Source organism: Micromonospora sp. CPCC 205558 (genome assembly GCF_036902955.1).
Lineage (GTDB): Bacteria > Actinomycetota > Actinomycetes > Mycobacteriales > Micromonosporaceae > Micromonospora.
Window position 1 is genome coordinate 123,433 of the sequence record NZ_JBAKHR010000011.1, and the last position, 21,426, is coordinate 144,858.

The window sequence follows — 21,426 nt, forward strand, 5'->3', positions numbered from 1 at the left end:
CTGACAGGTGTGGGCGGCTGGCCTAGGGTCGGTCCATGACCGAGTTCGACGCCGCCACCGCCGCCGTCCAGGCAGCCCTCGACGCGGGCGCCCGGTACGCCGACGCCCGGGTGATGCACCGCCGCTACGAGTCGATGACCGCGCGCAACGGTGACGTGGAGGAGCTGACCCAGGACGAGAGCATCGGGCTGGGAGTCCGGGCGCTCGTCGGGGCGAGTTGGGGCTTCCACGCCGTACCCGATCTGTCGGACGCCGCCGCCCGCGACGCCGGCCGGCGCGCGACCCGGACCGCGATGGCGAGCGCCCGGGTGCCCGGCCCGCCGGTCGACCTGGTGCCGGTCCAGGCGGTCACCGCGAGCTGGGCCTCCGGCTGCCAGATCGACCCGCTCGGGGTGCCCCTGTCCGACAAGGGCGATCTGCTGGTCGACGCGACCCGCACGATGACCAAGCACGGCGCGGACCTGGCCGAGGGCCTCTACCAGATCTGGGACACCGCGAAGTGGTTCGTCTCCAGCGAGGGCCACCGCATCGACCAGCGCATCCGCGAGTGCGGCGGCGGCATCTCGGCCACCTCGATCGGCGACGGCGAGACGCAGCGCCGCTCCTGGCCCAGCTACCGCGGCCAGTACGGCACCACCGGGTGGGAGTTGGTCGAGTCGTTGGATCTGGCCGCGCACGCCGCGCAGATCGCCGAGGAGTCCCGAGCCCTGCTCACCGCGCCGCCCTGCCCGGCCGGTGAGACGGATCTGATCCTCGGCGGCGAGCAGTTGGCCCTGCAGATCCACGAGTCGGTCGGCCACGCCATCGAACTGGACCGGATCCTCGGCTGGGAGGCGGCGTTCGCCGGCACGTCCTGGCTGGACCTGGCCCAGCTCGGCTCGCTGCGCTACGGCTCGGAGCTGATGAACATCACCATCGACCCGACGATCCCGGGTGCGCTGGGCAGCTTCGGTTTCGACGACGAGGGCTCCCCGGCGGTCAAGCGGGACGCGGTTCGCGATGGTCGCTGGGTGGGTGTGCTGGCCGGTAGGGATTCCGCCGCCATGGCCAGCCTCGACTACGGCGGCAGCGTACGGGCCGACGGGTGGGCCCGGCTGCCGATGGTGCGGATGACGAACGTCGGCCTGGAACCCGGGCCGCACACCCTGGAGGAGATCATCGCGGCCACCGACGACGGCGTGCTGATGGACCTCAACCGGTCCTGGTCGATCGACGACAAGCGGCTCAACTTCCAGTTCGGCTGCGAGGTCGGCTGGGAGATCAAGAACGGGCGGCGGGGGCGGATGCTGCGCAACCCCACCTACACCGGGATCGGCCCACTGTTCTGGCGCTCGATGGACATGCTCTCCAGCGAGACGGTCTCCTGGGGGACGCCCAACTGCGGCAAGGGCCAGCCTGGCCAGATCGGGCACACCGGCCACCCGGCCGCGCCGGCGCGGTTCAAGAACGTCCGCGTGGGGGTTTCAGCGTGAGCGCGAGGAGTGAGCCGGGTTTGCGAGCCCCGCAGTCGCGAACGAAAGGTGGCTCAGCGTGAGCGCGAGGAGTGAGCCGGGTCTGCGAGCCCCGCAGTCGCGAACGAAAGGTGGCTCAGCGTGAGCGCGAGGAGTGAGCCGGGTTTGCGAGCCCCGCAGTCGCGAACGAAAGGTGGCTCAGCGTGAGCGCGAGGAGTGAGCCGGGTCTGCGAGCCCCGCAGTCGCGAACGAAAGGTGGCTCAGCATGACTGAACTGGAGCTGGCGGGGCAGGTTGTTGATCTGGTTCGGCGTCTTGGTGGGCCGGGCGCGCAGGCCGAGGCGGTGGTGACGCGGGCGGACCTGGCGCTGACCCGGTTCGCCAACTCGGGCATCCACCAGAACGTCTCCGAGTCGACAGTCGGGGTCCGACTGCGGGTACACGTCGACGGTCGGACGGCCGCTGGCGGCGGCAGCGTGGTCACCGCCGATGGGTTGTCCGCCCTGGTGGAGCGCACCCTGACGGCGGCGCGGCTCTGCCCACCCGACCCGGGCTGGCCGGGGCTGGCTCCGCCCATGCCCACGCCGGAGGCGCCGCCCGTCGACGAGGCCACCGCGCACGCCGAGCCGGATCAGCGGGCCGACCGGGTGGGCGCGTTCGTGGCCGCCGCCGGGGGCCTCAGCACCGCCGGTTACTGCCGCACCGCGCACCGTTCGTCGGCGTTCGCCAACTCGGCCGGGCACTCGGCGTACGGCCGCTCGGTGGAGGCGGCGATGGACGGCATCGCCCGCCGCGACGGCGCGGACGGGGTGGCCCGGCGCAGCGCCGACCGGCTGTCCGACCTCGACGGCGCCGAGTTGGGCGCGCGGGCGGCCGCGAAGGCGCAGGCGGCGGCGGACCCGGTCGAATTGCCGCCGGGGCGCTACGAGGTGGTGTTCGAGCCGGCCGCCGTGGCAGACCTGCTACAGAACCTGTCCTTCTACGGATTCAACGGCAAGCGGTACGCCGAGCGGCAGTCGTTCGCCGAGCCGGGCGTGGCCCAGTGCGACCGGGCGGTGACCCTGGTGGACGACCCGTTGGGCGGGTCCGGGTTGCCGTTCGACGCGGAGGGCACCGGCCGACGGGCGCTGACGCTTGTTGAGGCGGGCACCACCAGGGCGGTGGCGCACGATCGCCGGACCGCCGCCGAGGCTGGCTCGGAGTCCACCGGGCACGCGGTGGCGGGCGGCTCCACCTGGGGTCCGATGCCCCGCAACCTGCGGCTGACCGGCGCGGTGGCAGGCCCGGCCAGTGCGGTGGGCCGGAGCACCACCGGCCCGGCGGCCGGAGCGGTAGTGGACGCTGACACCGCCGCCTTGGTGGCCGGCGTACGCCGGGGGCTGCTGGTCACCGACCTGTGGTACACGCGGGTGCTGGATCCGAAGAGCCTGGTCGTCACCGGTTTGACCCGAAACGGCGTCTGGCTGATCAAGGACGGCACTGTCGTCCGGGCGGTCCGTGACCTGCGGTTCACCGAGTCGTACCCGCGGGCGCTCGGGCCGGGGGCGGTGCTCGGGCTGGGCGCGCAGGCGGTGCGCCAACCGGAGCGGGTGGACGGTGCCTGGTGGGCGGCGCCTTCGCTGCGGCTGGCGTCCTGGCACTTCACCGGAGGCGCCTCCGGCTGACGTTCTCGACGACACGTGCCGAACCGGCGTGTCGAGGCCTTTTCCGCAGGCCAGACACACGGGACGGTCCCTTGCGCGGACGGCCCGCAGAGATCGGCGTAACGTGTGTCACTTAGCTGCGTCGGTCGATCCGGCGTGGTCGTTGGTGTGCGCATGACGTGGCAGCGGGTGCGGGTTCGCCGGTCCGCGTGCCGACCGGAGAGAGACCGCCTGCCCGTACGGGCCCGTCGAGGAGACGACTCGAATGACTTCAACGGCAACGAGGCCGAGGGGGGCGCGGGCGCGCGCCGCCATCGCGGCGAAGACGTTGCGTACCGACCGATGGTGGTTCGCCCCGCTGATCACGGTGATCGGGCTCAGCGCCTGGGTGGTGTACGCGACGGTCCGGGTGTTCATGCACGACAACTACTGGGTCGACGAGTTCCACTACCTGACCCCGTTCTACTCCCCGTGTGTGACCGACCGGTGCGTCGAGGCAGCCTCGCACTTCGGCAGGTTCCTGCCCGGCTGGTGGATCATCCCGGACGCGGCGCTGACCCTGCCGTTCCTGCTGCTGTTCCGGCTCACCTGCTACTACTACCGCAAGGCGTACTACCGGTCGTTCTGGCTGTCGCCGCCGGCCTGCGCGGTCCCGGACGGTCACAAGGAGTACGGCGGTGAGACCCGCTTCCCGCTGCTGGGCCAGAACCTGCACCGCTACTTCTTCTACGCCGCCGCGATCATCTCGCTGATCAACACGTGGGACGCGATTCTCGCCTTCCACTCGCCGAAGGGCTTCGGCTTCGGGCTGGGCAACATCATCCTGGTGCTCAACGTGGTGATGCTGTGGGCGTACACAATCTCCTGCCACTCCTGCCGGCACATCATCGGCGGCCGGCTCAAGCACTTCTCCAAGCACCCGGTGCGCTACCGGGCCTGGACGTTCGTCTCGGCCTTGAACGTCCGGCACATGCAGCTCGCCTGGATCACCCTCGGCACCCTGGCGCTGGCCGACTTCTACATCATGGCGCTCGCTGCTGGCTGGTTCTCCGACCTGCGGTTCATCAACTAAAGGGCCCCTGACATGACCACAACCACTCGTATCGAACGACACCACTACGACGTCGTCGTGATCGGGGCCGGCGGCGCCGGTCTGCGCGCGGCGATCGAGGCCCGGTTGGCCGGCAAGAAGACCGCGATCATCTCCAAGTCGCTGTTCGGCAAGGCGCACACGGTGATGGCCGAGGGTGGCGCTGCCGCCGCGATGGGCAACGTGAACAGCCGGGACAACTGGCAGGTGCATTTCCGCGACACCATGCGCGGCGGCAAGTTCCTCAACAACTTCCGGATGGCCGAGCTGCACGCGAAGGAGTCGCCGCAGCGGATCTGGGAGCTGGAGACGTACGGTGCGCTCTTCGACCGCACCAAGGACGGCAAGATCTCGCAGCGCAACTTCGGTGGCCACGAGTACCCGCGGCTGGCGCACGTGGGCGACCGGACCGGCCTGGAGCTGATCCGCACCCTCCAGCAGAAGATCGTCTCGCTTCAGCAGGAGGACCAGCGGGAGTTCGGCTCGTACGACGCCCGCATCAGGGTGTTCTCCGAGACGACGATCACCGAGCTGCTGCTCGACGGTGACCGGGTGGCCGGCGCGTTCGGCTACTACCGCGAGTCGGGCGAGTTCATCCTCTTCGAGGCCCCGGCGGTCGTGCTGGCCACCGGTGGCGTCGGACGCTCCTACAAGGTCACCTCGAACTCCTGGGAGTACACCGGGGACGGGCACGCGCTGGCGCTGCGCGCCGGGGCGACGCTGATCAACATGGAGTTCCTCCAGTTCCACCCGACCGGCATGGTCTGGCCGCCCTCGGTGAAGGGCATCCTGGTCACCGAGTCGGTGCGCGGTGACGGCGGCGTCCTGAAGAACTCCGACGGCAAGCGGTTCATGTTCGACTACGTCCCCGACGTCTTCCGCAAGCAGTACGCGGAGACCGAGGAGGAGGCGGACCGCTGGTACACCGACCCGGACAACAACCGGCGTCCGCCGGAGCTGCTGCCCCGCGACGAGGTGGCCCGCGCGATCAACAGCGAGGTCAAGGCCGGCCGGGGCTCCCCCGCCGGTGGTGTCTTCCTGGACATCGCGAGCCGACGCTCGTCCGACGAGATCCGCCGCCGGTTGCCGTCGATGTACCACCAGTTCAAGGAGCTGGCCGACGTCGACATCACGGCCGAGCCGATGGAGGTCGGGCCGACCTGCCACTACGTGATGGGCGGCGTCGAGGTGGACCCGGATTCGGGTGCCGCCTTCGGCCACGTACGCGGGTTGTTCGCCGCCGGTGAGGTCTCCGGCGGCATGCACGGCTCCAACCGCCTCGGTGGCAACTCCCTGTCCGACCTGCTGGTCTTCGGCAAGCGGGCGGGCGGGCACGCCGCCAGCTACGCCGACGGGCTGACCGCCCGGCCGAAGGTGGCCGTGGAAGAGGTCGAGGCCGCGGTGGAGACCGCCCTCGCTCCGCTGCAACGGGACACCGGCGAGAGCCCGTACACCCTTCAGCAGGACCTCCAGGCGGTCATGGGGGATCTGGTGGGGATCATCCGTCGGGAGGGTGAGCTGGCCGATGCGCTGGTGCGGCTCGCCGAGCTGCGTGAGCGGGTGGCCAAGGTGAGCGCGGCCGGCGGCCGACGCTACAACCCGGGCTGGCACCTGGCCCTGGACCTGCGCAACATGCTGGTGGTCTCGGAGTGCACCGCGAAGGCGGCGTTGGAGCGGCAGGAGTCACGCGGCGGGCACACCCGGGAGGACTACCCGGCAATGGAGCCGAAGTGGCGGCAGGTCAACCTGGTGTGCGCGCTGGACGGCGACACCGTGCGGCTGACCCGCAAGCCGCTGCCGAAGATGCGGCCGGAGCTGATCGGCCTCTTCGACCGGGCCGAGCTGGCCAAGTACCTCACCGACGAGGAGCTCGCCGACTTCGACGCCCTCGTTGCCGACGCTGGAGAGGCGGACAACCGATGAGCGCGAAGCGTCAGTTCCGGATCTGGCGGGGCGACGAGACCGGCGGTGACCTCCAGGACTACATGGTGGAGGTGAACGAGGGCGAGGTCGTCCTCGACGTCATCCACCGTCTGCAGGCCACCGACGCGCCGGACCTGGCCTGCCGGTGGAACTGCAAGGCCGGCAAGTGCGGCTCCTGCTCCATGGAGATCAACGGCAAGCCGCGGCTGGGTTGCATGACGCGGATGTCGACCTTCGGCGACGACGAGACGGTCACGGTCACCCCGCTGCGCACCTTCCCGGTCATCCGGGACCTGGTCACCGACGTCTCGTTCAACTACGAGAAGGCGCGGGAGACCCCGGCGTTCGCCCCTCCGGCGGATGTTGCCCCGGGTGACTACCGGATGCAGCAGGTCGACGTCGAGCGCTCGCAGGAGTTCCGCAAGTGCATCGAGTGCTTCCTGTGCCAGACGGTCTGCCACGTGATCCGCGACCACGACGAGAACAAGCAGGCGTTCTCCGGCCCGCGGTACTTCATTCGGGCGGCCGAGCTGGACATGCACCCGCTGGACGCCCGGACCGACCGCAAGGAGTACGCGCAGGCCGAACAGGGCCTCGGCTTCTGCAACATCACCAAGTGCTGCACCGAGGTCTGCCCCGAGCACATCAAGATCACTGACAACGGGATCATCCCCATGAAGGAACGGGTCGTCGACCGCAGGTACGATCCCCTTGTGTGGCTTGGTAGCAAGATCTTCCGTCGGGGCGAGACACCCCAGACCAGCGTGACCACCGCCCGTCAGGGCTCGGCGACGCCGGGCTCGGCCCGGGGTGGGGTGCACTCGCACGCGGGTGGCTCCCACGACTCGCGGGCCGAGACGCAGGCGCAGAGCGGCGTCAACTGGGACCGGGAGGTGCCGCACCCGACCGCTCCGGCGGTCGACGATCGGGGCAAGCTGCCGCTGACCGAGCTCACCTTCGACCGGGCCGCCGCGCCGTCGCCGTTCGGCGACGACGTGACCTTCCCGCTGCCTCCGGAGCACCTCAACTTCGCTCACCCGGAGCAGGACAAGCACTGACCACCTGAACAACAACGGGGGCCGTGGCTATCGCCACGGCCCCCGTCCCACTTCCCCCACCCCGGCGCCCCCGGCCCCCCGGCCACCCGGCCACCCGGCCACCCGGCCACCCCCGTTGATCATGAAGTTATGCCATCAGGCGCGGCGTGTCATGGCAATAACTTCATGATCGACGAGAGCTGAGCAGGAGGGGGCGGAGGGCTGCCACGATGGGGGCGTCGGCGGGGAGCCAGGTGACCGAGTCCAGCTCGTCGGCGGTGAGCCAACGGAGCGCCTCGTGCTCCAACGCCTGTGGCTGGTCGTCGCCGAGCAGGCGGGCCGCGTACACCTTGAGCACCGAGCGGCCGTGCGCCATCCGTACGTTGCGGCCGACCCGGTTGCCGATCTCGACGCGTACGGCCAACTCCTCGGCGCACTCCCGGATCAACGCGTCGGTCTCGGCCTCCCCCGGCTCGACCTTTCCGCCCGGAAACTCCCACATGCCCGCTACCTCGGGTGGGGCGGAACGCGCACAGGCGAGCACCCGCCCATCCCGGATGATCGCCGCGCCGACGATCACCTTCAGGTCCCGTCGTTCGGCCTGCCCGCCACCATTCGCCCGTTCGGTCCGCACGGGCGTCCAGGGTGCCAGATCAATCGGCGGTTTGGGTACCGTAGCCGTCCGCTAGGCCAGTAAGACACGGAAGTGTGGGCGTGGACACCCCCTCCGAGCAGCGGGAGACTAGGGGACACCGACAAGACACGGGATGGCGACGATTTGGCCACGAGCCGGCAACGGCGCTTGGGGGGTGCGGTGATGCGCGCGCTGTTCAACAGCAGGGCCAAGCACGACTACCTCTCCGACGCGTTGACCTTGCTATCTGGTTGGACACGCGAGGGCGAGCAGATCCGACGGACGCTCGTGATCGACGATACCCAACACGCCGCACTAACTGAACGGGTCAAGGTCGTCGCGGATGCGCTGCATCTGCGACCCGAGATCAGCCGCCGGGCGGACAGCACCCAGATCCGGGTCGGGCACGGCAGCGGCGAGCCCCTGACCGAGGGCGAGGTCCTGTTGGCCGCCCGCATCGAGGATGCGTACCGGGCGGTCACCGAGGCCTGACGACCGAATCCGACCCCGCGTCCTGCGGGTACCAGCGCAGCTCCACCGAGTTGCCGTCCGGGTCCCGCACGTAGAGTCCTGCCGGTGGGCGAGCACACTCGGCGCTACTACCCGCGCCCCGACGTGGCGTACGTGCCCGTCCACGACGCGCCACCCATCGAACGAGGGCCGGTCTGGCTGCCCAGCAACACCACCACCCGGGTACGCGAGTTCGTCCGCGCCGCGACCGACGCCAACCCCCGATGAGACACGCCGAGTTTCGCCACCACCGGCTGGTCGAGGTGTACGACGCGGAGTGCCGGTGGGGGCCGGATGACGACTTCTTCCAGGCGGTGGTCGACGAGACCCCGGCCGCCCGGGTGCTCGACCTCGGCTGCGGCACCGGCCGGCTGACCGTTGCCCTCGCCGCCGCCGGCCACACCGTCACCGGTGTCGACCCGGCCGGCGCGTCTCTGGCCGCCGCTCGCGCCAGGCCGGGCGGCGGCGAGGTCCGCGCGTGGACCGCTGTCACCGGGGTACGCGACGGAGTGGTCGACTTCACCCACCACTACCACTTCGACGACGGGGAAGAACTGCTCAGCTCGGCGAGCCTGCGCTTCCGCAGCGAGGCCGAGCTGCGCACCTCGCTGACCAGGGCGGGGTTCATCGTGGACCGCGTCCACGGGGGCTGGAACGGCGAGCCGGTCGGCCACGGTGACGGCGAGTTCGTGGTCCTCGCCCGGGTGGGCACGTTGGCACCGGTTTTCTAGCCTGGATCGCATGGCGAACATCGCGTACGACCGCAAAGAGCAGGTCCAGCAGATCGAGAGTGGCCTCCTCGATGGCGAGCAGATCATCGCCGTCTACGACGCCGTCGGCACCGGCACCGGGTTCATCGGGCTGACCGACCGCCGCGTGATCATCCAGGACCGCTCCTTCGTCGGGAAGCGGTTCGCGATCACCAGCATCCCGTACTCGAAGATCACCAGCGTGAGCGTGGTCAGCAACAAGTCGTGGGGTGGTTCGTTCTTCTCCACCGGCGCCATCGCCATCCACGTCGGCACGCACACCTACGAGGTGGAGTTCCGTGGCGCGCAGAAGAGCCACCACGTACACAACGTGATCCTGCACCATATCTCCTGACGGCACGTCCCGTCGTGGGCCCGGCTGGCGTAATTGCCTTGCCGGGCCCACGGCGTCTCTGGTGTCCTGAGCCGACAGCCGTACGAAGGGAGCAGCCACCATGCCCAACACGACGAGGTCCCCCGAACCCACCGTCATCCGACCTGAGGAATCGAGACTTCGTGAGCAGGACTGTTCCCCTGGCTGCGGCGCTGCTGGGCGCCACTGATCCCAACCCCGGAGGCCGCTGATGTCGGTCTTCGACGATCCCGGCCTCTTCGGCCGGCTGTGGGCCGCCGGATACGACGACGGCGGCACCAACCCCGACCCGGCCCCCGCCGTGGACTTCCTGGCCGACCTGGCCGACGGCGGCCCCGTTCTCGAACTGGCGATCGGCACCGGTCGGGTCGCGCTTCCGCTGGCCGAGCGCGGCCTCGCCGTGCACGGTGTCGAAGCGTCCGAGGAGATGCTCGCGCAACTGCGGGCGAAACCCGGTGGCGACCGGATCCCGGTGGTCGTCGCCGACATGGCGGACGTACCGGTGGCCGGTGAGTTCCGGCTCGCGTACCTGGTCTTCAACACCCTGTTCAACCTGGTGGACGCCGAGCGGCAGGCGGACTGTTTCCGCAACGTCGCCCGGGTGCTGTCGCCCGGCGGCGCGTTCGTCATCGAGACGTTCGTACCCGACCCGCGTGACTTCGACCGCCACGAGCAGGTGCAGGTACATGCCGTGACCGAGGACTCCGCGACGATCCGGCTGCACAGGTACGACCGGCCGGCGCAGCGGTTCATCCGGCAGACCATCACCTTCGACGGCGACGGTGTGCACCTGAAGCCGTTCGCCATGCGGTACGCCTGGCCGCACCAGATCGACGAGATGGCGCAGCGGGCAGGGCTCCGGCTCACCGAGCGGTACGCCGACTGGCATCGACGACCGTTCCAGGCCGACAGCCCGTCGCACATCTCCGTCTACCGAGCGGAGTAGCGGCGGTTGATCGACTCCGGTCCCCGGGGGCGTGAGCGTCGATGTGCCACTGTGTGCACGACGACCTGTCGCCCGAGGGGCCGGGGTCGATCTCCGTCGCACGGAAGCGGGCGCCCATGATGTTCAAACGGTCGGACCTGCCCATCCTGGCGCTGGCACTCGGCCTGGTGGCCGTTGGCCTGTTCCTGCGGGAAAACACGCACGGCACGGCCCAGACGGTCGGCCGGGTGCTGACGCCGCTCGGCTACCTCTGCGGCCTCGCCGCCTTCATCGGCCCGAGCCGTCGCGCCAGGCGGGAGAACGCCAGACTGCGGGCGGCACTGCTTGAGGGCGCCACCACACCGGAGGCGGACGAGCGACCGGACCGTCCAAAGGCCGAGGACGGCCCGAACCGGTAGGTCCAGCCTTCCGCGCTCGATCGTGACCGTCGGCCTGGTCGCCGGAGGGTTCGTGATTCCGTGGCGGAAGCCACGATCCTCCGGCGACCCAGCCGTCACCGAGATCAGTGTCCGTCGCTGATCTGGCGCAAAATGTCGACCATTTTCAGCCTCCCTCGTTGTTGGTGCGGTGGCGTTCGATCGTCTCGGCGATGCGCTTGATCCGACGGAGTCGGGCGTCCCAGGTGGCGCCGACGGCTGACAGTTGGGCGACCGCGCGGGCGAGCTGCGCCTCGTCCACCTGGTAATGACGCTCACGACCTGCTGGTGCGGCGTGGATCAACCCGACCCGGTCCAGGACCGCCAGGTGCTTCGAGACGGCCTGGCGGGTGACGGGTAGCCGCCTGCTCAGCGAGGTGGCGGCGCCCGGCCCGTCGGAGAGAAGAAGGTCGATCATCGTACGCCGAATCGGGTCGCCGATCGCCGACCACAACTCGTCGTCGACCGCCGTGCTCATGCGATCGCGACCAGCCGCGCGACGTACGCGCCCAGCCGAGGCATGTAGTGGTCCCAACCGTTCTCGTGGTCGCGGTACTGCTCTTCCAGGACGGCGACCTCCCAACCCAGCTCACGGAACCCGGTCTCGGTCATCCGGATCTGCGTCCCCGCGCCGTTGGGGATCAGGTCGAAGGTGACGAGCAGCGCCTGCCCGCTCCGGTCCGGCTCGGTGAAGCACCACCGGAAGGAGAACCGCTTCGGCGGGTCGACCTCGACGACGGCGAGCGCGACGGTCTTCGTCTCGCCGGTGTCAGCGTCGCGCCAGACCAGCTCGCCGGGCGCCCCGGCGACCGACTCGAACCGTGCGTCGTCGGGCCACCACTCCCGCATGTGCTCGGGCTGGCTGACCACCTCGAAGACGACCTCGGGGGACGCGTTGACGTGGATGTCGCGTTCGATGGTTCCCTGTTCCATGCTCACAACCTTTCGCAACTTTTGGTTGCGTTAAACCTACGGCAGCCCTCCTCCATCGCGCAACCTTTCGTTGCGTGTTGCGGGTTCCGTCGTACCCGAGGTGCACGATCGGCCCATGTCTGAGCCATCGCCGCACCGACACCACGCCATCGACTACATCGAGCTCACGGTGACCGACCTCGCCGTGGCCAAGCGCTTCTACGCCGACGCGTTCGGTTGGCAGTTCAACGACTACGGGCCTGAGTACGCCGGCATCCGCAGCCCGCACGGCGACTCCGCACCAGAGGTCGGCGGTCTCCGGCTGGACCGGGAAGTTCGGGCGGGCGGGCCGCTGGTGTTGCTCTACTCCGCCGACCTGGACCGGTCCGTGCAGGCCGTGAAGGAGGCCGGCGGCCAGGTGGTGAACGGTCCGTACGAGTTCCCCGGCGGCCGGCGGTTCCACTTCACCGACCCCAGCGGCAACGAGCTGGGCGCCTGGGCCGAGCAGTAGGGCCGCACCGCCCGATTTATTGGAGGTCGTCGGCACTCAGGACGAGACAACCGAACATGTCCACGAGGACGGCCCGCTGGTGGTCGGTCAGTGAGTTCGCGAAGACGACGACGCCCACCCGGCGCTGCCGGCAGTCGTCGGCGACTTCGCGGGCTCTACCGGGGCTGAGCAACGTCCGCCGCGAGAACGGAGCGCTCATCTTGCCTACGCCGCCGGACGAGACGCCCCGCCTCTGAACGTGCCGGCTCACGACCTGGCCACCGTGGGCTTCCACCAAACTGGCCAGCAGGTTGAGCTTGCTGACAAACTCTTTGTCCTTTGCCGAGAACAGGCCCACCAGCGCCACGTCGGCACCTGCCAGCACAGCGTTCAATCCCTCGGCCCGATGTCGGCTCACCCGGCAACCCCAGCGAACAACCCTCCAGGTCGACGGGTCGCCGCCGTCACCGCCGCCGAGCGCGCAGCACGCCGGTCAGCATCGGCAGGGTGAACTCGCCGTGAGCGGTTTCGGGTCCGCTCCCCAGGAAGGCGCGGATCCGGTCGAGCGTGGCCTCCCGTTCCGGGTCCGGCATGACCAGCATCCCGGCCCGCGTCGCGAGCGTCGCGACCAGAGAGTCGGCGGTACGCCGCTGCCCGTGCGGGAACTCGCCCTGCTCAGAAGACCCGAACCGGGCGACCGGGCCGTTGCTCGGAAGCAATTCCGCGGTCGCCGCACGCCAACTGCTCAACGTGTCACGCGGGCCGATGGCCGCGCTTCCGCTGACCCGTTCGAGCCCGGCAACCCAGTCGACCCGGTCGTCCATGATGTTCCACAGGCCGGCCAGGACACCGCCGGGCGCGAGGACCCGGGCGATCTCCGCCCCCGCGACGGCCATGTCGAACCAGTGCAGGGCGTTGCCGGCGAGCACAGCATCGACGGACCCGTCCGGCAGCGGGATGGCCTCGGCGCTGCCCGGCAGGGCACGGACGGTCGGCATCGCACGGCGCAGCTCGGCGAGCATCGCCGGGTCGGGTTCGACGGCCACGACGTCCGCGCCCACCGCCGCCAGCGTCGCGGACAGCTTGCCGGTGCCGGCGCCCAGGTCGAGCACGCGTAGGCCGGGAGCGGGCTCCAGCGCCCACCGCACCGCGGCCTGCGCGTAATCCGGGCGGTGCTCGGCGTACGCGGTCGCTGCCGCGCCGAACGACGATCGGAGCATCTGATCCGTCATCCGGTCAACGTACCGCCGCTCGTCGACATCGACTGCCACCATGGCCACCGTGCAGATCCTGCGAAGCTGGTGGCGCGTCCGCTACCCCGTCTACGCGCTCGGCCTCGTGGTCGGATGGTCATGATGTGGCTGCCCTTCAAGACCTTCCAGGACAACGACGCCGGGGAGAGTCGACTGCGGGCCCAGGCTTCCCAGCCCAGGCAGTCGTCGATGAACTGGTGCGCGAGCGGCGCAAGACGATGCACCTGAGCTATGAATTCGCCGGTGTTCAGCGTCAGGCCGAGGTTGGCTGTTGGGAGGCGTGCCTGGCGGCCGGCAGCACGGTGCGGATCTGGGTCAACCCCACCGACCCGGATGACTTCGTGACCGACTTCGTCATCCTCAGCGGGCATCGGGGCCGGCTGCAAGGGGTGGTCGGAGCGGCGGGCCTGCAGCTGTCGCTGATCTTCCTGGCACCGGCCGTTGGCTCACAGACTCACGATTCGGAGCTGGCCCTCACCCCGCCCGGGCCAACCAACTGAAAGCGCTCGAACCGATCGACGTCCTGTCCGAACGGCGCTGGCCAACCAGACCGGGTATTGGGCAGCATGTGCCGATTGGTAGCGGCCAGGGACATCAGGCCACGATCGGCGCGCATCAGTTCAACGGTCTTTCTGGCGACTACCTTGTAGCTGTCGTGAAGCCTGACAGGCACGTCGAGCCCATCCGCTCCTTCCGAGATGGGAAGTACGGCATCCACTTCGGAGACGAACCTCGACATGAGGTCGCAGCATTCACGGGCGGAGTCTCGGACCGGCACGGAGGCCGAAAGCTCCAGTTCCGCCATGATGCCTACGGCTCTTACGCTGGCATCGTAGAGTTCATCGGTGTCCACAATGAACAGATGACCCTCTCCGGCCTCGATCATCTGCCTGATGTCAGCCGCCCTTCGACCCCAGTTCCAGATGGTCTGCATGAACTGTTTGTAGGTCTCTTCGCGGGACTCGCGATGCCGAAGCTCATCGTCTCGCTGCCACTGCGCCGCTCGGTCTTGGCGCTCCCGCTCCCAGCGTTCCTGCTCTCGTTCGCGCTCCAGGTTCCACCGACGGTCCTCACGGCGAGTGGTAAGGAACTGGGTCGAAATAGCGGCCCCGAGAGTACCGGCAACACCAAGCACGGCGACGAGGAGAACCGGCCAGATCTCGTCCATGGTGGGAGTATCCAGCCTCGATGCAGCCGGAACGGCGCGCCCCGCCGTCTCGCTCCACTGCGCGCCCGTCTTCCAAGTCGAGGACGGGCGCGCGAGGGCGCAAAGATCAGCAGCAGCTCGATGCGGCCCCGCTGGTGGCCGGCTGCTTCTCAGCGTCGGTCGATTCGCCGCAGCGACACTCACCCTCGGTCGTCTTGGTAAGGGTGTCGGCGTCGGCCTTGACGGTGTAGACCTCCCATGGCTCGTTGCCGGGGCCGCGCACCCACACCTTGTCCTGGAGGGCGTAGCAGCACTCGGTGTTGTTCTCTTCCAGCGTGATGAGACCGGAGTCGGTGAGGCGCTTGGTGGCGGCGTTGACGTCGTCGGTGCTGGCGACCTCGACGCCGAGGTGGTCCATGACGGTGGGCTGGTCGGCCTCACCTTCAAGGAGCACGAGCTTGAGTGGCGGGTTTTCGATGGCGAAGTTGGCGTAGCTGGGGCGGCGCTTGGCCGGCTCGACGCCGAACAGCTTGGAGTAAAAGGCTACGGAGCCTTCGAGGTCGGACACACGCAGGGCGAGCTGAACACGGGACACAGCCGTCTCCTTGCCTAGATGCTTATCGAAGCAAGACCCACGTTGCACGCTGTTTTGATATCTGTCAAGGTAGAGGCATGTCGAAACAAGAGTTGCCGGTGGTGGACCTCAACGCGGTGGCCTGCTGCTCCCCCCTCGCGGTCCGCCCGATGGATGCCGAGCAGGCGGCGCTGGTCGCACCGCTGTTCAAGGCCCTGGGTGACCCGATCCGGCTGCGGCTTATGTCGATGATCGCCTCGGTGCCGGAGATGTGCGTCTGCGACCTGACCCCGGCGTTCGACCTGTCCGGGCCGACCATCTCTCACCACCTCAAGGTGCTGCGCGAGGCGGGCCTGGTCGACTCGGAGCGGCGCGGCACCTGGGTCTGGTACCGGGTGAAGCCGGAAGCGTTCCGGCAGCTCGGCGCTCTGCTGGACATCTCCGCCGCCCCGGCCGCCAGTAGTACCGCGTGAGCCTCGCCCTGCCCCGGCGGGCCTCGGCAGAGTTCGCCGGCACCGCCCTCCTGGTCACCGCCGTGGTCGGCTCCGGGATCGCCGCCGCCCGGCTCTCCCCCACCGACGTCGGACTCCAGCTCCTGGAAAACGCGATCGCCACCGCCCTGGCCCTGGGCGCGCTGATCCTGACCTTCGGGCCGGTGTCCGGGGCGCACTTCAACCCGGTCGTCTCCGCCGTCGACTGGTGGCTCGGCCGCCGCGCCAGCACCGGCCTGACCGGGCGGGACCTCGCCGCCTACACCGCCGCCCAGACCGGCGGCGCGATCACCGGCGCGGTCCTGGCTGACCTGATGTTCGACCTGCCTGCCGTGGCCTGGTCCCGCACCGAACGGACCGGGGGAAACCTGTGGCTGGCCGTCGCGCGGACGATGACGTACGGAGTTGTGCCCCAGGGCAACGACCCAACCGACCGACGGGCGAAGACAGTGCGGTAGTCAGACGTTGAAGCGGAACATAGAGCCGTTGTTCCGCCAGCAGCCTGAAAGGTCTTCGACACCTGCTCATGGGGCGTCTTGGGCTGCCATCGTTGGTGACTGGTTGATGACGTTTGACAGTCTCTTGTGCCCCCTGTGTGCCCCACACTGCCAGGAACGGGCAAGGCCGCCAGGCTCCCCGGCACCAATCAGCCGCTCCGGCGAGGTCCGTAGATGTCCGGTCCACCTAGTTTCAGTTCGGGAGTTGGCTTGACTGCTCACTCGGCTGCTCGGGGACGCCCGTCGCCTGCGGTTCCGATGTCTGAGCGCCACTGCTAACAACAAGCGGGGGTCGCCTACGAGCGCGTTCTAGCGCCCCAAAATATTCGTCAACAAGAGGCGCGTTCTGAAGCCTGCTCATACTTCGCGCAATCTCCCCCGCCCGTTCCATTCGGCGAGTAATCCTGATGGACCAATAGAGGGCAGACAGTCCGCCAACCGCAAAGACTAGCACCCCGGGAGGACTACCTTTTTCCATCAGCGAAAGGCCCATAACGAGGAGAACAAGGCCCAGCACCATACCAGAAAGAAAACGCAACCCCGTTACAATTTGCGTCAAAATGAAGGTGGACAATCCCACCGAATGCTCGATAAACCACCGGGCTTCCTCTTCACGCTTGGCGGCTTTGCTCTGGATGCGGATCCTCCATCGACCCGAGACTCTTGCCAAAGCCCTACCAGCGGCGGGTGTGGCAAAGTTCGCGACAATGCTCAGGGGGATCGAGAGAGCAAGTCCCACCCAGAATCCCGTTTCTCTCACCGACTCGACTCCCGACATCTCTCCTGAAACCTACTCAACTACGGCAAAGGACTACTCACAGCAGAGCTGAAAGCTAACTCCCAGCTACCCGCACGGATTAAGACTGCTGCCCCTCCTCAAGCCCAGCCGTCCAGCCTTACGCGAGGACTGCTGCATCGACCCGCATGGCTTTATTTTTTGTCAGTTGAGCCGCCGGATCCCGCACGCAACGATGATGACACTTCCTTCAGGGCGGCTATCTTTGATGAGAAGAAAGGGTCAAGCGGAACCAGGATGCTGATAATCATCCAAATTGCCGTGACCAGCCGCAACCAAGACTCGGCCACCTTGGGCACATCCGCAAACTGCGGAAGCACCCATACAACAAAGACGAATGGAGCAACAGCCACGAACCCGTAGCGCAAGAAGTTAATTGCCCGGGTGGTGAAGGTGCGAATCATTCCTGAGGGCGAATCTACCCCGCTCACGGGTAGCCTATCGAAAGTTCCGTGAATAAGCACTGTCATCAGAATCGAAACTTCTTTGGTTAGCTCGATTCTCGTGTGTGCGTTTGCCACGGCTGCCCGGGTACCAAATTCCCGGAGTTGCTGCGCTGCACTCATGCACCGGTTCTTCAGCACTCGGTCCGCATGAACCTCGCCAACGGCATACCGGCGGGGCACATGGAGCTCCAGAAGACGTGCGCACTCCTCGAACCCCCGCCCTAGGTGCCGCCTGGTGGACGGTCGGCTGAAGACATAGGGGGACTCAAGATAGCCAGCGATCCGCTGGAGCCTGTCAGCCAGCAGCAACTCCGGCAATCGTCTCCGATAACGCCGGATGAGATACAAGTAAGAAATTTGCCCGCCCCTCCGGGTGCGAAATAGCCGCCAGATGTACAGCCATTCGACCACAGCCACCACGACGATGATCACCGAAAAAATGGCAAACTTCGGATCAGATAGCGGAATGATGCCCCGTCCAGTTACCTCGGCAGTTAGATAGGACGCCAGCAGCGAGATTGCCAGTGAACCCAAGATGCATGCGGCTTCCGCCTTCCGCGCTCGCGGGTCAATCACCCAGACGTGATGACGCAAGTAGCCAACACGCGTGCCACCGATTGAAATTGCGCGATAGACGACTTTATCGCCATCGGTCAGGCCGATGCCACGCTCTCGGGCGTCGCTGACGATGCGGTCCCAAAGTCCGTGCTTCACTCTGATGTCACGCACGATTGCCCGCGCAATTGGCCTAAGCGCGGAGACACGTTCTGGCGAGAGCGGCTCATGCATTGGCGTATGGACCCCTTTGGGGGCGAGAAGGATTGAGAATTACACAGGCAACCAGCTTGTCCGAAGCTAGCGCGACAACGCAATAGCGCGCTGCCATCCCGTCTGCCGTCGACCCGCCCTCCTGGGGAGCGGGCCGCCGCCCGGCCCGCCATGTCAAGGGGACGTTGACGGCTCGTACGGGCGCTGGCGGGTCGGGTGGTGGTCTGCTCGGCTTGCCCGGGTCGATGGCAGACGGGATGGCCTACCGCAACCACCCGAGACCACGACCCGCCGACGGAACCCCGGCCATCCTGGAGCCCGAGCGCCCCCGCCGGAGGCGTACTAACCGCGACCCTGCGACCGCCGCCAGCTCGCCGACGCGGCCTGCGTGCGCTTCCCTGCGCCGTGCGGGTCTTGGCCGCGCGGCCCGGCCGGCTGCCGGCCCACCACCACCCGGTCAACCGCCCTGTCGTGCTGCGGCGGCCCCTTGGGCTCCTCGCTCCCGCGCCAGCCGCCGGGCGTGTTGCGTGGCCGGAGTCGGAGCGCCAGCGGAGCGACGGACGCGCGCCCAGGCGGCGGCGCGTGCGGCCCGTCCAGGGCCGCCTTGAAGACGTACAGAAACTTTGAACCAATTCGCCGGCAGTCCGGCCGCTGGCCTCACTCCGGTGGTTGCGTGGCTGCGTCGCGCGAGTGCTCACGCCAGGGACTCCCGTCAGCCTGGACGAGACGCCGCACCATCCGACGGGCTTCGTCCTCCGTGTCGAACTCCCAGCGGAGCACCCTGCCCGTCTCGGAGTCGCCAGCCCTGGCGATGACGTGCCACCGCACCTCCCGAGCAAGCCACACGTCACGTCGGGTCAGTCGTCCCCACACGCCGTTCCACCAACGCGTGACCAGCTCCTTTGTCACGTGAAGATCGTACACATGTTCGACAGCCGGAAGTGAGAGGCAGCTCAGGAGCAAGGAATGTCAGAATGAGGGCGTGGGAGCTAGCCCAGACACAACCGCGGAGTGGTGGACGACCTCCGACGTGGCCGCGTACCTCGGGGTCAAGGTGGCAACCGTGTCCAACTACCGGAAGCGGGGCCAGATGCCCGAGCCCGATGCGACTGTCGGTCGTACCCACATGTGGCGCCCTACCCGCGTTGTGTCCTGGCACGAGAGCCGACCGCGTCCCGGAGTCGGTGGTCGCCCCGGTCAAGTCAGTACAAGCGAGAGCGAACCCGACGTCAGCTCGGGCTAAGGGTCCGCACCTCGTCCAAGTACGACAGGGCCTCCGGCTCGTTCGGGAACTGCTCTCGCATTAGCGTCGCCAACTCGCGGGAGCACATCAAGAGAGACGGCAACGACTTGCGGTCACCCTCCAACGCCCGACGCCCGTGAGAGACCGCCAGCTCAAGATCGCCTGACCGGGCAGCGACTACCCCGAGCGTGACCCGCGCCTCTGCGATCCGCATGGGCTTACGCTCTGTGCCATCCGGGTCCGTCGACGAGCGGATGACCTCGGCGGCGTACATCTCCGCTAGGCGGTCCTCACCTGCCAGCCGGTAGCAGTCCATGGCGTAGAAGTCGAACTTTGCCGGATCCACGACGAAGTGGTGGTCCGTGTTCTCGGGATACGGCAGCGATTCAAGCAGCGTTCGGCCCTTGTCTAGCGCCATTTCGACTTGCCGCCTATCGCCGAGTCGAGCCCACGCCTTGGCGCGCTGGCCGGCGAGCTGCACGGCAGCACTGCTGCTGGCCGCGATCGACTCGCCAGCCTCCGCCGCCGCGATGACACCTCGATAGTCGCCCTGCGTCAGCGCGTACCAGGCTCGCATCTCGTAAGCCCAACCGGAGACAGCAGCGTTTCCAGCCTCCTCGCCGAGCGTCAACGCCGCCTTGCGCGTTCCCTCAGCAATGCGGCGTAGCCCCATGTCGTACTCGACGCAGCCAACGAGCAACGCGACCCATCCTGCAAGGGTCAGCACCTCCTGGTGCTGAGCAAGGGTAAGCCGGCGATCCATCAGCGCAGTGATCCGACGCAACCAAGCTCGCCCCTCGACCCGGAGCTGATCGGACGACATGTACGGGTACTCGCTGCAAAGCCGGTCGGCGGTGATGCGCAGCGCTTCCAATGTTGCGTTCGATACGTCAGAGGTCCGCAGGCGAGCAAGGATTTCCACCGTTTCCATGCCCGTGCCGGCGATCAGTTCAGCATCAGCGTCATGCCGAACGGCCGGCGGAAAGAAGGCGGCCGTGACAGTCCCAAACGTTTTCGCGATCAACGACCTGTAAAAGGCGTCGGGCTCCGAGCTGCCTGCCTCCCACCTTTTCCAGTTCCGGAGGAGCGTGCTGTCCGCCGGCAATTGCTCGCTGGCATGCACTCTCATGGCGCGCACAGCCTCGCCCTGCGACCAGCCCCGAGCGGTGCGCTCGGCCCTGAGTCGCGATGCCCAGGCTGGTCGATCGAGGTCAGCAGCAACGTCAGCCATACAGCCAGTATCGCCCGACGCAGGGGACATGGCGAGGGGACTTTGCCCTGTCACCGCAGTGACACCTGTCGTTTTAACGGACTCAAGGTCATCGTTGTGGGTGTCAGCGAAACGCCGGAAGGAATCCGGTGAGGGTCTGGCGTAGTACCAACTCAGTTGGTACTTTGGTTGCGAGGCAGGCATCCAACAAGGGATGCGCCTAGACACAGGAGGTTTGTTGTGAAGCTGTACGTGGACACCCAGAGCAAGCAGGTTCAGGTGACGAAGGACCCGGAGCCGAAGAACGACCAGAACGGCAATCAGCGGTCGGAGAAGAACACTGGCCGGCTCATGTGGTCGACCCAGGTCTTCGTGCTCGACGAGACTGGCGGCGAGATCATCACCATCACCACGGCGGGTGAGAAGCCGGGCGTGACGGTGGGGCAGCTCGTCGCTGTCGAGCAGTTGGAGGCTATTCCGTGGGCGACCAACGGGCGTAACGGCGTCGCGTTCCGTGCGATCACGCTGAAGCCGAAGGCTGGTAACTCGGCGGCTAAGTAGGTCCCTCGCTCACCGCGCTGCGTGAGCCCTGGTGTCTGAAGCACGAACGCGGCCTGATGGTCCGTTGATCTGAGATCCACAGGTCCGGGAGTGGTTCCGACTCCTGCATTCCCGGCCCGTCACCACCAGTGGTGGTGGCATCCCCGCAAGAGCTGGCGCGGGGTCGGTCCGACTCCTACATCTGCCGACCCCGTGCCCTCCACTCATCCAACCCAACTCGCGATTGGGAGGACTCGTCGTGTCCAAGTCTAGCCCCCGCCGCCCCTT

The 21,426-nt window shown here is 67.8% G+C and carries 26 protein-coding genes; 16 read left to right on the plus strand and 10 right to left on the minus strand.

Features of this window, described 5'->3' with window-relative positions:
* The first annotated feature begins 35 nt into the window (after positions 1–35).
* From V6U86_RS15485 to V6U86_RS15505, 5 genes are all read left to right on the plus strand, one after another.
* On the plus strand, positions 36–1,472 hold the full coding sequence (locus V6U86_RS15485) for a TldD/PmbA family protein (protein WP_334503637.1): 1,437 nt from the start codon (positions 36–38) through the stop codon (positions 1,470–1,472).
* 244 nt (positions 1,473–1,716) lie between these two features.
* Positions 1,717–3,114 carry a TldD/PmbA family protein gene (locus tag V6U86_RS15490; protein WP_334503639.1) on the plus strand — a complete coding sequence of 466 codons (1,398 nt, stop codon included), beginning with the start codon at positions 1,717–1,719 and terminating at the stop codon, positions 3,112–3,114.
* Positions 3,115–3,358: 244 nt separating this feature from the next.
* Positions 3,359–4,165, plus strand: a complete 807-nt coding sequence (locus tag V6U86_RS15495) for a hypothetical protein (protein ID WP_334503641.1) — start codon at positions 3,359–3,361, stop codon at positions 4,163–4,165.
* Positions 4,166–4,177: 12 nt separating this feature from the next.
* The gene (locus tag V6U86_RS15500; RefSeq protein WP_334503643.1) at positions 4,178–6,106 is read left to right on the plus strand and encodes a fumarate reductase/succinate dehydrogenase flavoprotein subunit; all 1,929 of its coding nucleotides are present in this window, start codon (positions 4,178–4,180) and stop codon (positions 6,104–6,106) included.
* The gene (locus tag V6U86_RS15505; protein ID WP_334503646.1) at positions 6,103–7,164 is read left to right on the plus strand and encodes a succinate dehydrogenase/fumarate reductase iron-sulfur subunit; all 1,062 of its coding nucleotides are present in this window, start codon (positions 6,103–6,105) and stop codon (positions 7,162–7,164) included. Before V6U86_RS15500 ends, V6U86_RS15505 begins: the two co-directional genes overlap by 4 nt.
* Positions 7,165–7,327: 163 nt before the next feature.
* Here V6U86_RS15505 and V6U86_RS15510 read toward each other — a convergent pair whose 3' ends face one another.
* Positions 7,328–7,777: a (deoxy)nucleoside triphosphate pyrophosphohydrolase gene (locus V6U86_RS15510; RefSeq protein WP_334503648.1), complete on the minus strand. Its 450-nt coding sequence runs from the start codon at positions 7,775–7,777 to the stop codon at positions 7,328–7,330.
* A gap of 183 nt (positions 7,778–7,960) precedes the next feature.
* On the opposite strand from V6U86_RS15510, the gene V6U86_RS15515 reads away from it, so the two are divergent.
* The 6 genes from V6U86_RS15515 (at position 7,961) to V6U86_RS15540 (ending at position 10,753) form a co-directional block, all read left to right on the plus strand.
* Positions 7,961–8,269: a 4a-hydroxytetrahydrobiopterin dehydratase gene (locus V6U86_RS15515; RefSeq protein ID WP_334503650.1), complete on the plus strand. Its 309-nt coding sequence runs from the start codon at positions 7,961–7,963 to the stop codon at positions 8,267–8,269.
* An 84-nt stretch (positions 8,270–8,353) separates the two neighbouring features.
* Complete coding sequence (locus V6U86_RS15520; protein WP_334503652.1) at positions 8,354–8,515, plus strand: hypothetical protein; 162 nt, start codon at positions 8,354–8,356, stop codon at positions 8,513–8,515.
* Positions 8,512–9,018 (plus strand): class I SAM-dependent methyltransferase, encoded by a 507-nt coding sequence (locus tag V6U86_RS15525; protein ID WP_334503654.1) that lies wholly within the window; start codon positions 8,512–8,514, stop codon positions 9,016–9,018. The genes V6U86_RS15520 and V6U86_RS15525 overlap by 4 nt, the downstream gene beginning before the upstream one ends.
* Positions 9,019–9,028: 10 nt before the next feature.
* On the plus strand, positions 9,029–9,391 hold the full coding sequence (locus tag V6U86_RS15530) for a PH domain-containing protein (protein ID WP_203147864.1): 363 nt from the start codon (positions 9,029–9,031) through the stop codon (positions 9,389–9,391).
* A gap of 229 nt (positions 9,392–9,620) precedes the next feature.
* Positions 9,621–10,355: a class I SAM-dependent methyltransferase gene (locus V6U86_RS15535; protein ID WP_334503659.1), complete on the plus strand. Its 735-nt coding sequence runs from the start codon at positions 9,621–9,623 to the stop codon at positions 10,353–10,355.
* Positions 10,356–10,471: 116 nt separating this feature from the next.
* Positions 10,472–10,753: a hypothetical protein gene (locus tag V6U86_RS15540; RefSeq protein WP_334503661.1), complete on the plus strand. Its 282-nt coding sequence runs from the start codon at positions 10,472–10,474 to the stop codon at positions 10,751–10,753.
* Between the two features lie 145 nt (positions 10,754–10,898).
* Here the strand turns inward: V6U86_RS15540 and V6U86_RS15545 are convergent, their stop codons facing one another.
* Positions 10,899–11,249 carry an ArsR/SmtB family transcription factor gene (locus V6U86_RS15545; RefSeq protein ID WP_334503663.1) on the minus strand — a complete coding sequence of 117 codons (351 nt, stop codon included), beginning with the start codon at positions 11,247–11,249 and terminating at the stop codon, positions 10,899–10,901.
* Positions 11,246–11,704, minus strand: a complete 459-nt coding sequence (locus V6U86_RS15550) for an SRPBCC domain-containing protein (protein WP_334503665.1) — start codon at positions 11,702–11,704, stop codon at positions 11,246–11,248. Before V6U86_RS15550 ends, V6U86_RS15545 begins: the two co-directional genes overlap by 4 nt.
* A 115-nt stretch (positions 11,705–11,819) precedes the next feature.
* Between V6U86_RS15550 and V6U86_RS15555 the strand changes: the two genes are divergently transcribed.
* Positions 11,820–12,194, plus strand: a complete 375-nt coding sequence (locus tag V6U86_RS15555; protein WP_334503667.1) for a VOC family protein — start codon at positions 11,820–11,822, stop codon at positions 12,192–12,194.
* 16 nt (positions 12,195–12,210) lie between these two features.
* Here V6U86_RS15555 and V6U86_RS15560 read toward each other — a convergent pair whose 3' ends face one another.
* Positions 12,211–12,558: a hypothetical protein gene (locus V6U86_RS15560; RefSeq protein ID WP_334503669.1), complete on the minus strand. Its 348-nt coding sequence runs from the start codon at positions 12,556–12,558 to the stop codon at positions 12,211–12,213.
* Between the two features lie 79 nt (positions 12,559–12,637).
* A complete protein-coding gene (locus tag V6U86_RS15565) occupies positions 12,638–13,405 on the minus strand; it encodes a class I SAM-dependent methyltransferase (RefSeq protein WP_334503671.1) in 768 nt (255 codons plus the stop codon).
* Positions 13,406–13,623: 218 nt separating this feature from the next.
* On the opposite strand from V6U86_RS15565, the gene V6U86_RS15570 reads away from it, so the two are divergent.
* On the plus strand, positions 13,624–13,926 hold the full coding sequence (locus V6U86_RS15570) for a hypothetical protein (RefSeq protein ID WP_334503673.1): 303 nt from the start codon (positions 13,624–13,626) through the stop codon (positions 13,924–13,926).
* On the opposite strand, the gene V6U86_RS15575 is transcribed toward V6U86_RS15570, so the two are convergent.
* Positions 13,881–14,594: a hypothetical protein gene (locus V6U86_RS15575; RefSeq protein ID WP_334503675.1), complete on the minus strand. Its 714-nt coding sequence runs from the start codon at positions 14,592–14,594 to the stop codon at positions 13,881–13,883. The two genes, V6U86_RS15570 and V6U86_RS15575, sit on opposite strands and share 46 nt — an antisense overlap.
* Positions 14,595–14,700: 106 nt before the next feature.
* The gene (locus tag V6U86_RS15580) at positions 14,701–15,168 is read right to left on the minus strand and encodes an ArsI/CadI family heavy metal resistance metalloenzyme (protein ID WP_334503678.1); all 468 of its coding nucleotides are present in this window, start codon (positions 15,166–15,168) and stop codon (positions 14,701–14,703) included.
* Positions 15,169–15,245: 77 nt separating this feature from the next.
* Here V6U86_RS15580 and V6U86_RS15585 point away from each other — a divergent pair, with 77 nt between their 5' ends.
* The gene (locus V6U86_RS15585) at positions 15,246–15,620 is read left to right on the plus strand and encodes an ArsR/SmtB family transcription factor (RefSeq protein ID WP_334503680.1); all 375 of its coding nucleotides are present in this window, start codon (positions 15,246–15,248) and stop codon (positions 15,618–15,620) included.
* Positions 15,617–16,096, plus strand: a complete 480-nt coding sequence (locus V6U86_RS15590; protein WP_334503682.1) for an aquaporin — start codon at positions 15,617–15,619, stop codon at positions 16,094–16,096. The genes V6U86_RS15585 and V6U86_RS15590 overlap by 4 nt, the downstream gene beginning before the upstream one ends.
* A gap of 969 nt (positions 16,097–17,065) precedes the next feature.
* On the opposite strand, the gene V6U86_RS15595 is transcribed toward V6U86_RS15590, so the two are convergent.
* The 3 genes from V6U86_RS15595 to V6U86_RS15605 all read right to left on the minus strand — a co-directional run bounded on the left by V6U86_RS15595 (position 17,066) and on the right by V6U86_RS15605 (position 20,619).
* Positions 17,066–18,166: a hypothetical protein gene (locus V6U86_RS15595; RefSeq protein WP_334503685.1), complete on the minus strand. Its 1,101-nt coding sequence runs from the start codon at positions 18,164–18,166 to the stop codon at positions 17,066–17,068.
* 636 nt (positions 18,167–18,802) lie between these two features.
* A complete protein-coding gene (locus V6U86_RS15600) occupies positions 18,803–19,054 on the minus strand; it encodes a hypothetical protein (protein WP_334503687.1) in 252 nt (83 codons plus the stop codon).
* 320 nt (positions 19,055–19,374) lie between these two features.
* Positions 19,375–20,619, minus strand: a complete 1,245-nt coding sequence (locus V6U86_RS15605; protein WP_334503689.1) for a helix-turn-helix domain-containing protein — start codon at positions 20,617–20,619, stop codon at positions 19,375–19,377.
* A gap of 219 nt (positions 20,620–20,838) precedes the next feature.
* On the opposite strand from V6U86_RS15605, the gene V6U86_RS15610 reads away from it, so the two are divergent.
* Positions 20,839–21,159 (plus strand): hypothetical protein, encoded by a 321-nt coding sequence (locus V6U86_RS15610; RefSeq protein ID WP_112681382.1) that lies wholly within the window; start codon positions 20,839–20,841, stop codon positions 21,157–21,159.
* Positions 21,160–21,426: the final 267 nt, after the last annotated feature.

Bases quoted from the DNA above. Each gene is read 5' to 3' on its own strand.
- V6U86_RS15485 (WP_334503637.1), top strand. From the start codon at position 36: ATGACCGAGTTCGACGCCGCCACCGCCGCCGTCCAGGCAGCCCTCGAC.
- V6U86_RS15490 (WP_334503639.1), top strand. From the start codon at position 1,717: ATGACTGAACTGGAGCTGGCGGGGCAGGTTGTTGATCTGGTTCGGCGT.
- V6U86_RS15495 (WP_334503641.1), top strand. From the start codon at position 3,359: ATGACTTCAACGGCAACGAGGCCGAGGGGGGCGCGGGCGCGCGCCGCC.
- V6U86_RS15500 (WP_334503643.1), top strand. From the start codon at position 4,178: ATGACCACAACCACTCGTATCGAACGACACCACTACGACGTCGTCGTG.
- V6U86_RS15505 (WP_334503646.1), top strand. From the start codon at position 6,103: ATGAGCGCGAAGCGTCAGTTCCGGATCTGGCGGGGCGACGAGACCGGC.
- V6U86_RS15515 (WP_334503650.1), top strand. From the start codon at position 7,961: ATGCGCGCGCTGTTCAACAGCAGGGCCAAGCACGACTACCTCTCCGAC.
- V6U86_RS15525 (WP_334503654.1), top strand. From the start codon at position 8,512: ATGAGACACGCCGAGTTTCGCCACCACCGGCTGGTCGAGGTGTACGAC.
- V6U86_RS15530 (WP_203147864.1), top strand. From the start codon at position 9,029: ATGGCGAACATCGCGTACGACCGCAAAGAGCAGGTCCAGCAGATCGAG.
- V6U86_RS15535 (WP_334503659.1), top strand. From the start codon at position 9,621: ATGTCGGTCTTCGACGATCCCGGCCTCTTCGGCCGGCTGTGGGCCGCC.
- V6U86_RS15540 (WP_334503661.1), top strand. From the start codon at position 10,472: ATGATGTTCAAACGGTCGGACCTGCCCATCCTGGCGCTGGCACTCGGC.
- V6U86_RS15545 (WP_334503663.1), bottom strand. From the start codon at position 11,249: ATGAGCACGGCGGTCGACGACGAGTTGTGGTCGGCGATCGGCGACCCG.
- V6U86_RS15550 (WP_334503665.1), bottom strand. From the start codon at position 11,704: ATGGAACAGGGAACCATCGAACGCGACATCCACGTCAACGCGTCCCCC.
- V6U86_RS15555 (WP_334503667.1), top strand. From the start codon at position 11,820: ATGTCTGAGCCATCGCCGCACCGACACCACGCCATCGACTACATCGAG.
- V6U86_RS15565 (WP_334503671.1), bottom strand. From the start codon at position 13,405: ATGACGGATCAGATGCTCCGATCGTCGTTCGGCGCGGCAGCGACCGCG.
- V6U86_RS15575 (WP_334503675.1), bottom strand. From the start codon at position 14,594: ATGGACGAGATCTGGCCGGTTCTCCTCGTCGCCGTGCTTGGTGTTGCC.
- V6U86_RS15585 (WP_334503680.1), top strand. From the start codon at position 15,246: ATGTCGAAACAAGAGTTGCCGGTGGTGGACCTCAACGCGGTGGCCTGC.
- V6U86_RS15595 (WP_334503685.1), bottom strand. From the start codon at position 18,166: ATGCATGAGCCGCTCTCGCCAGAACGTGTCTCCGCGCTTAGGCCAATT.
- V6U86_RS15605 (WP_334503689.1), bottom strand. From the start codon at position 20,619: ATGGCTGACGTTGCTGCTGACCTCGATCGACCAGCCTGGGCATCGCGA.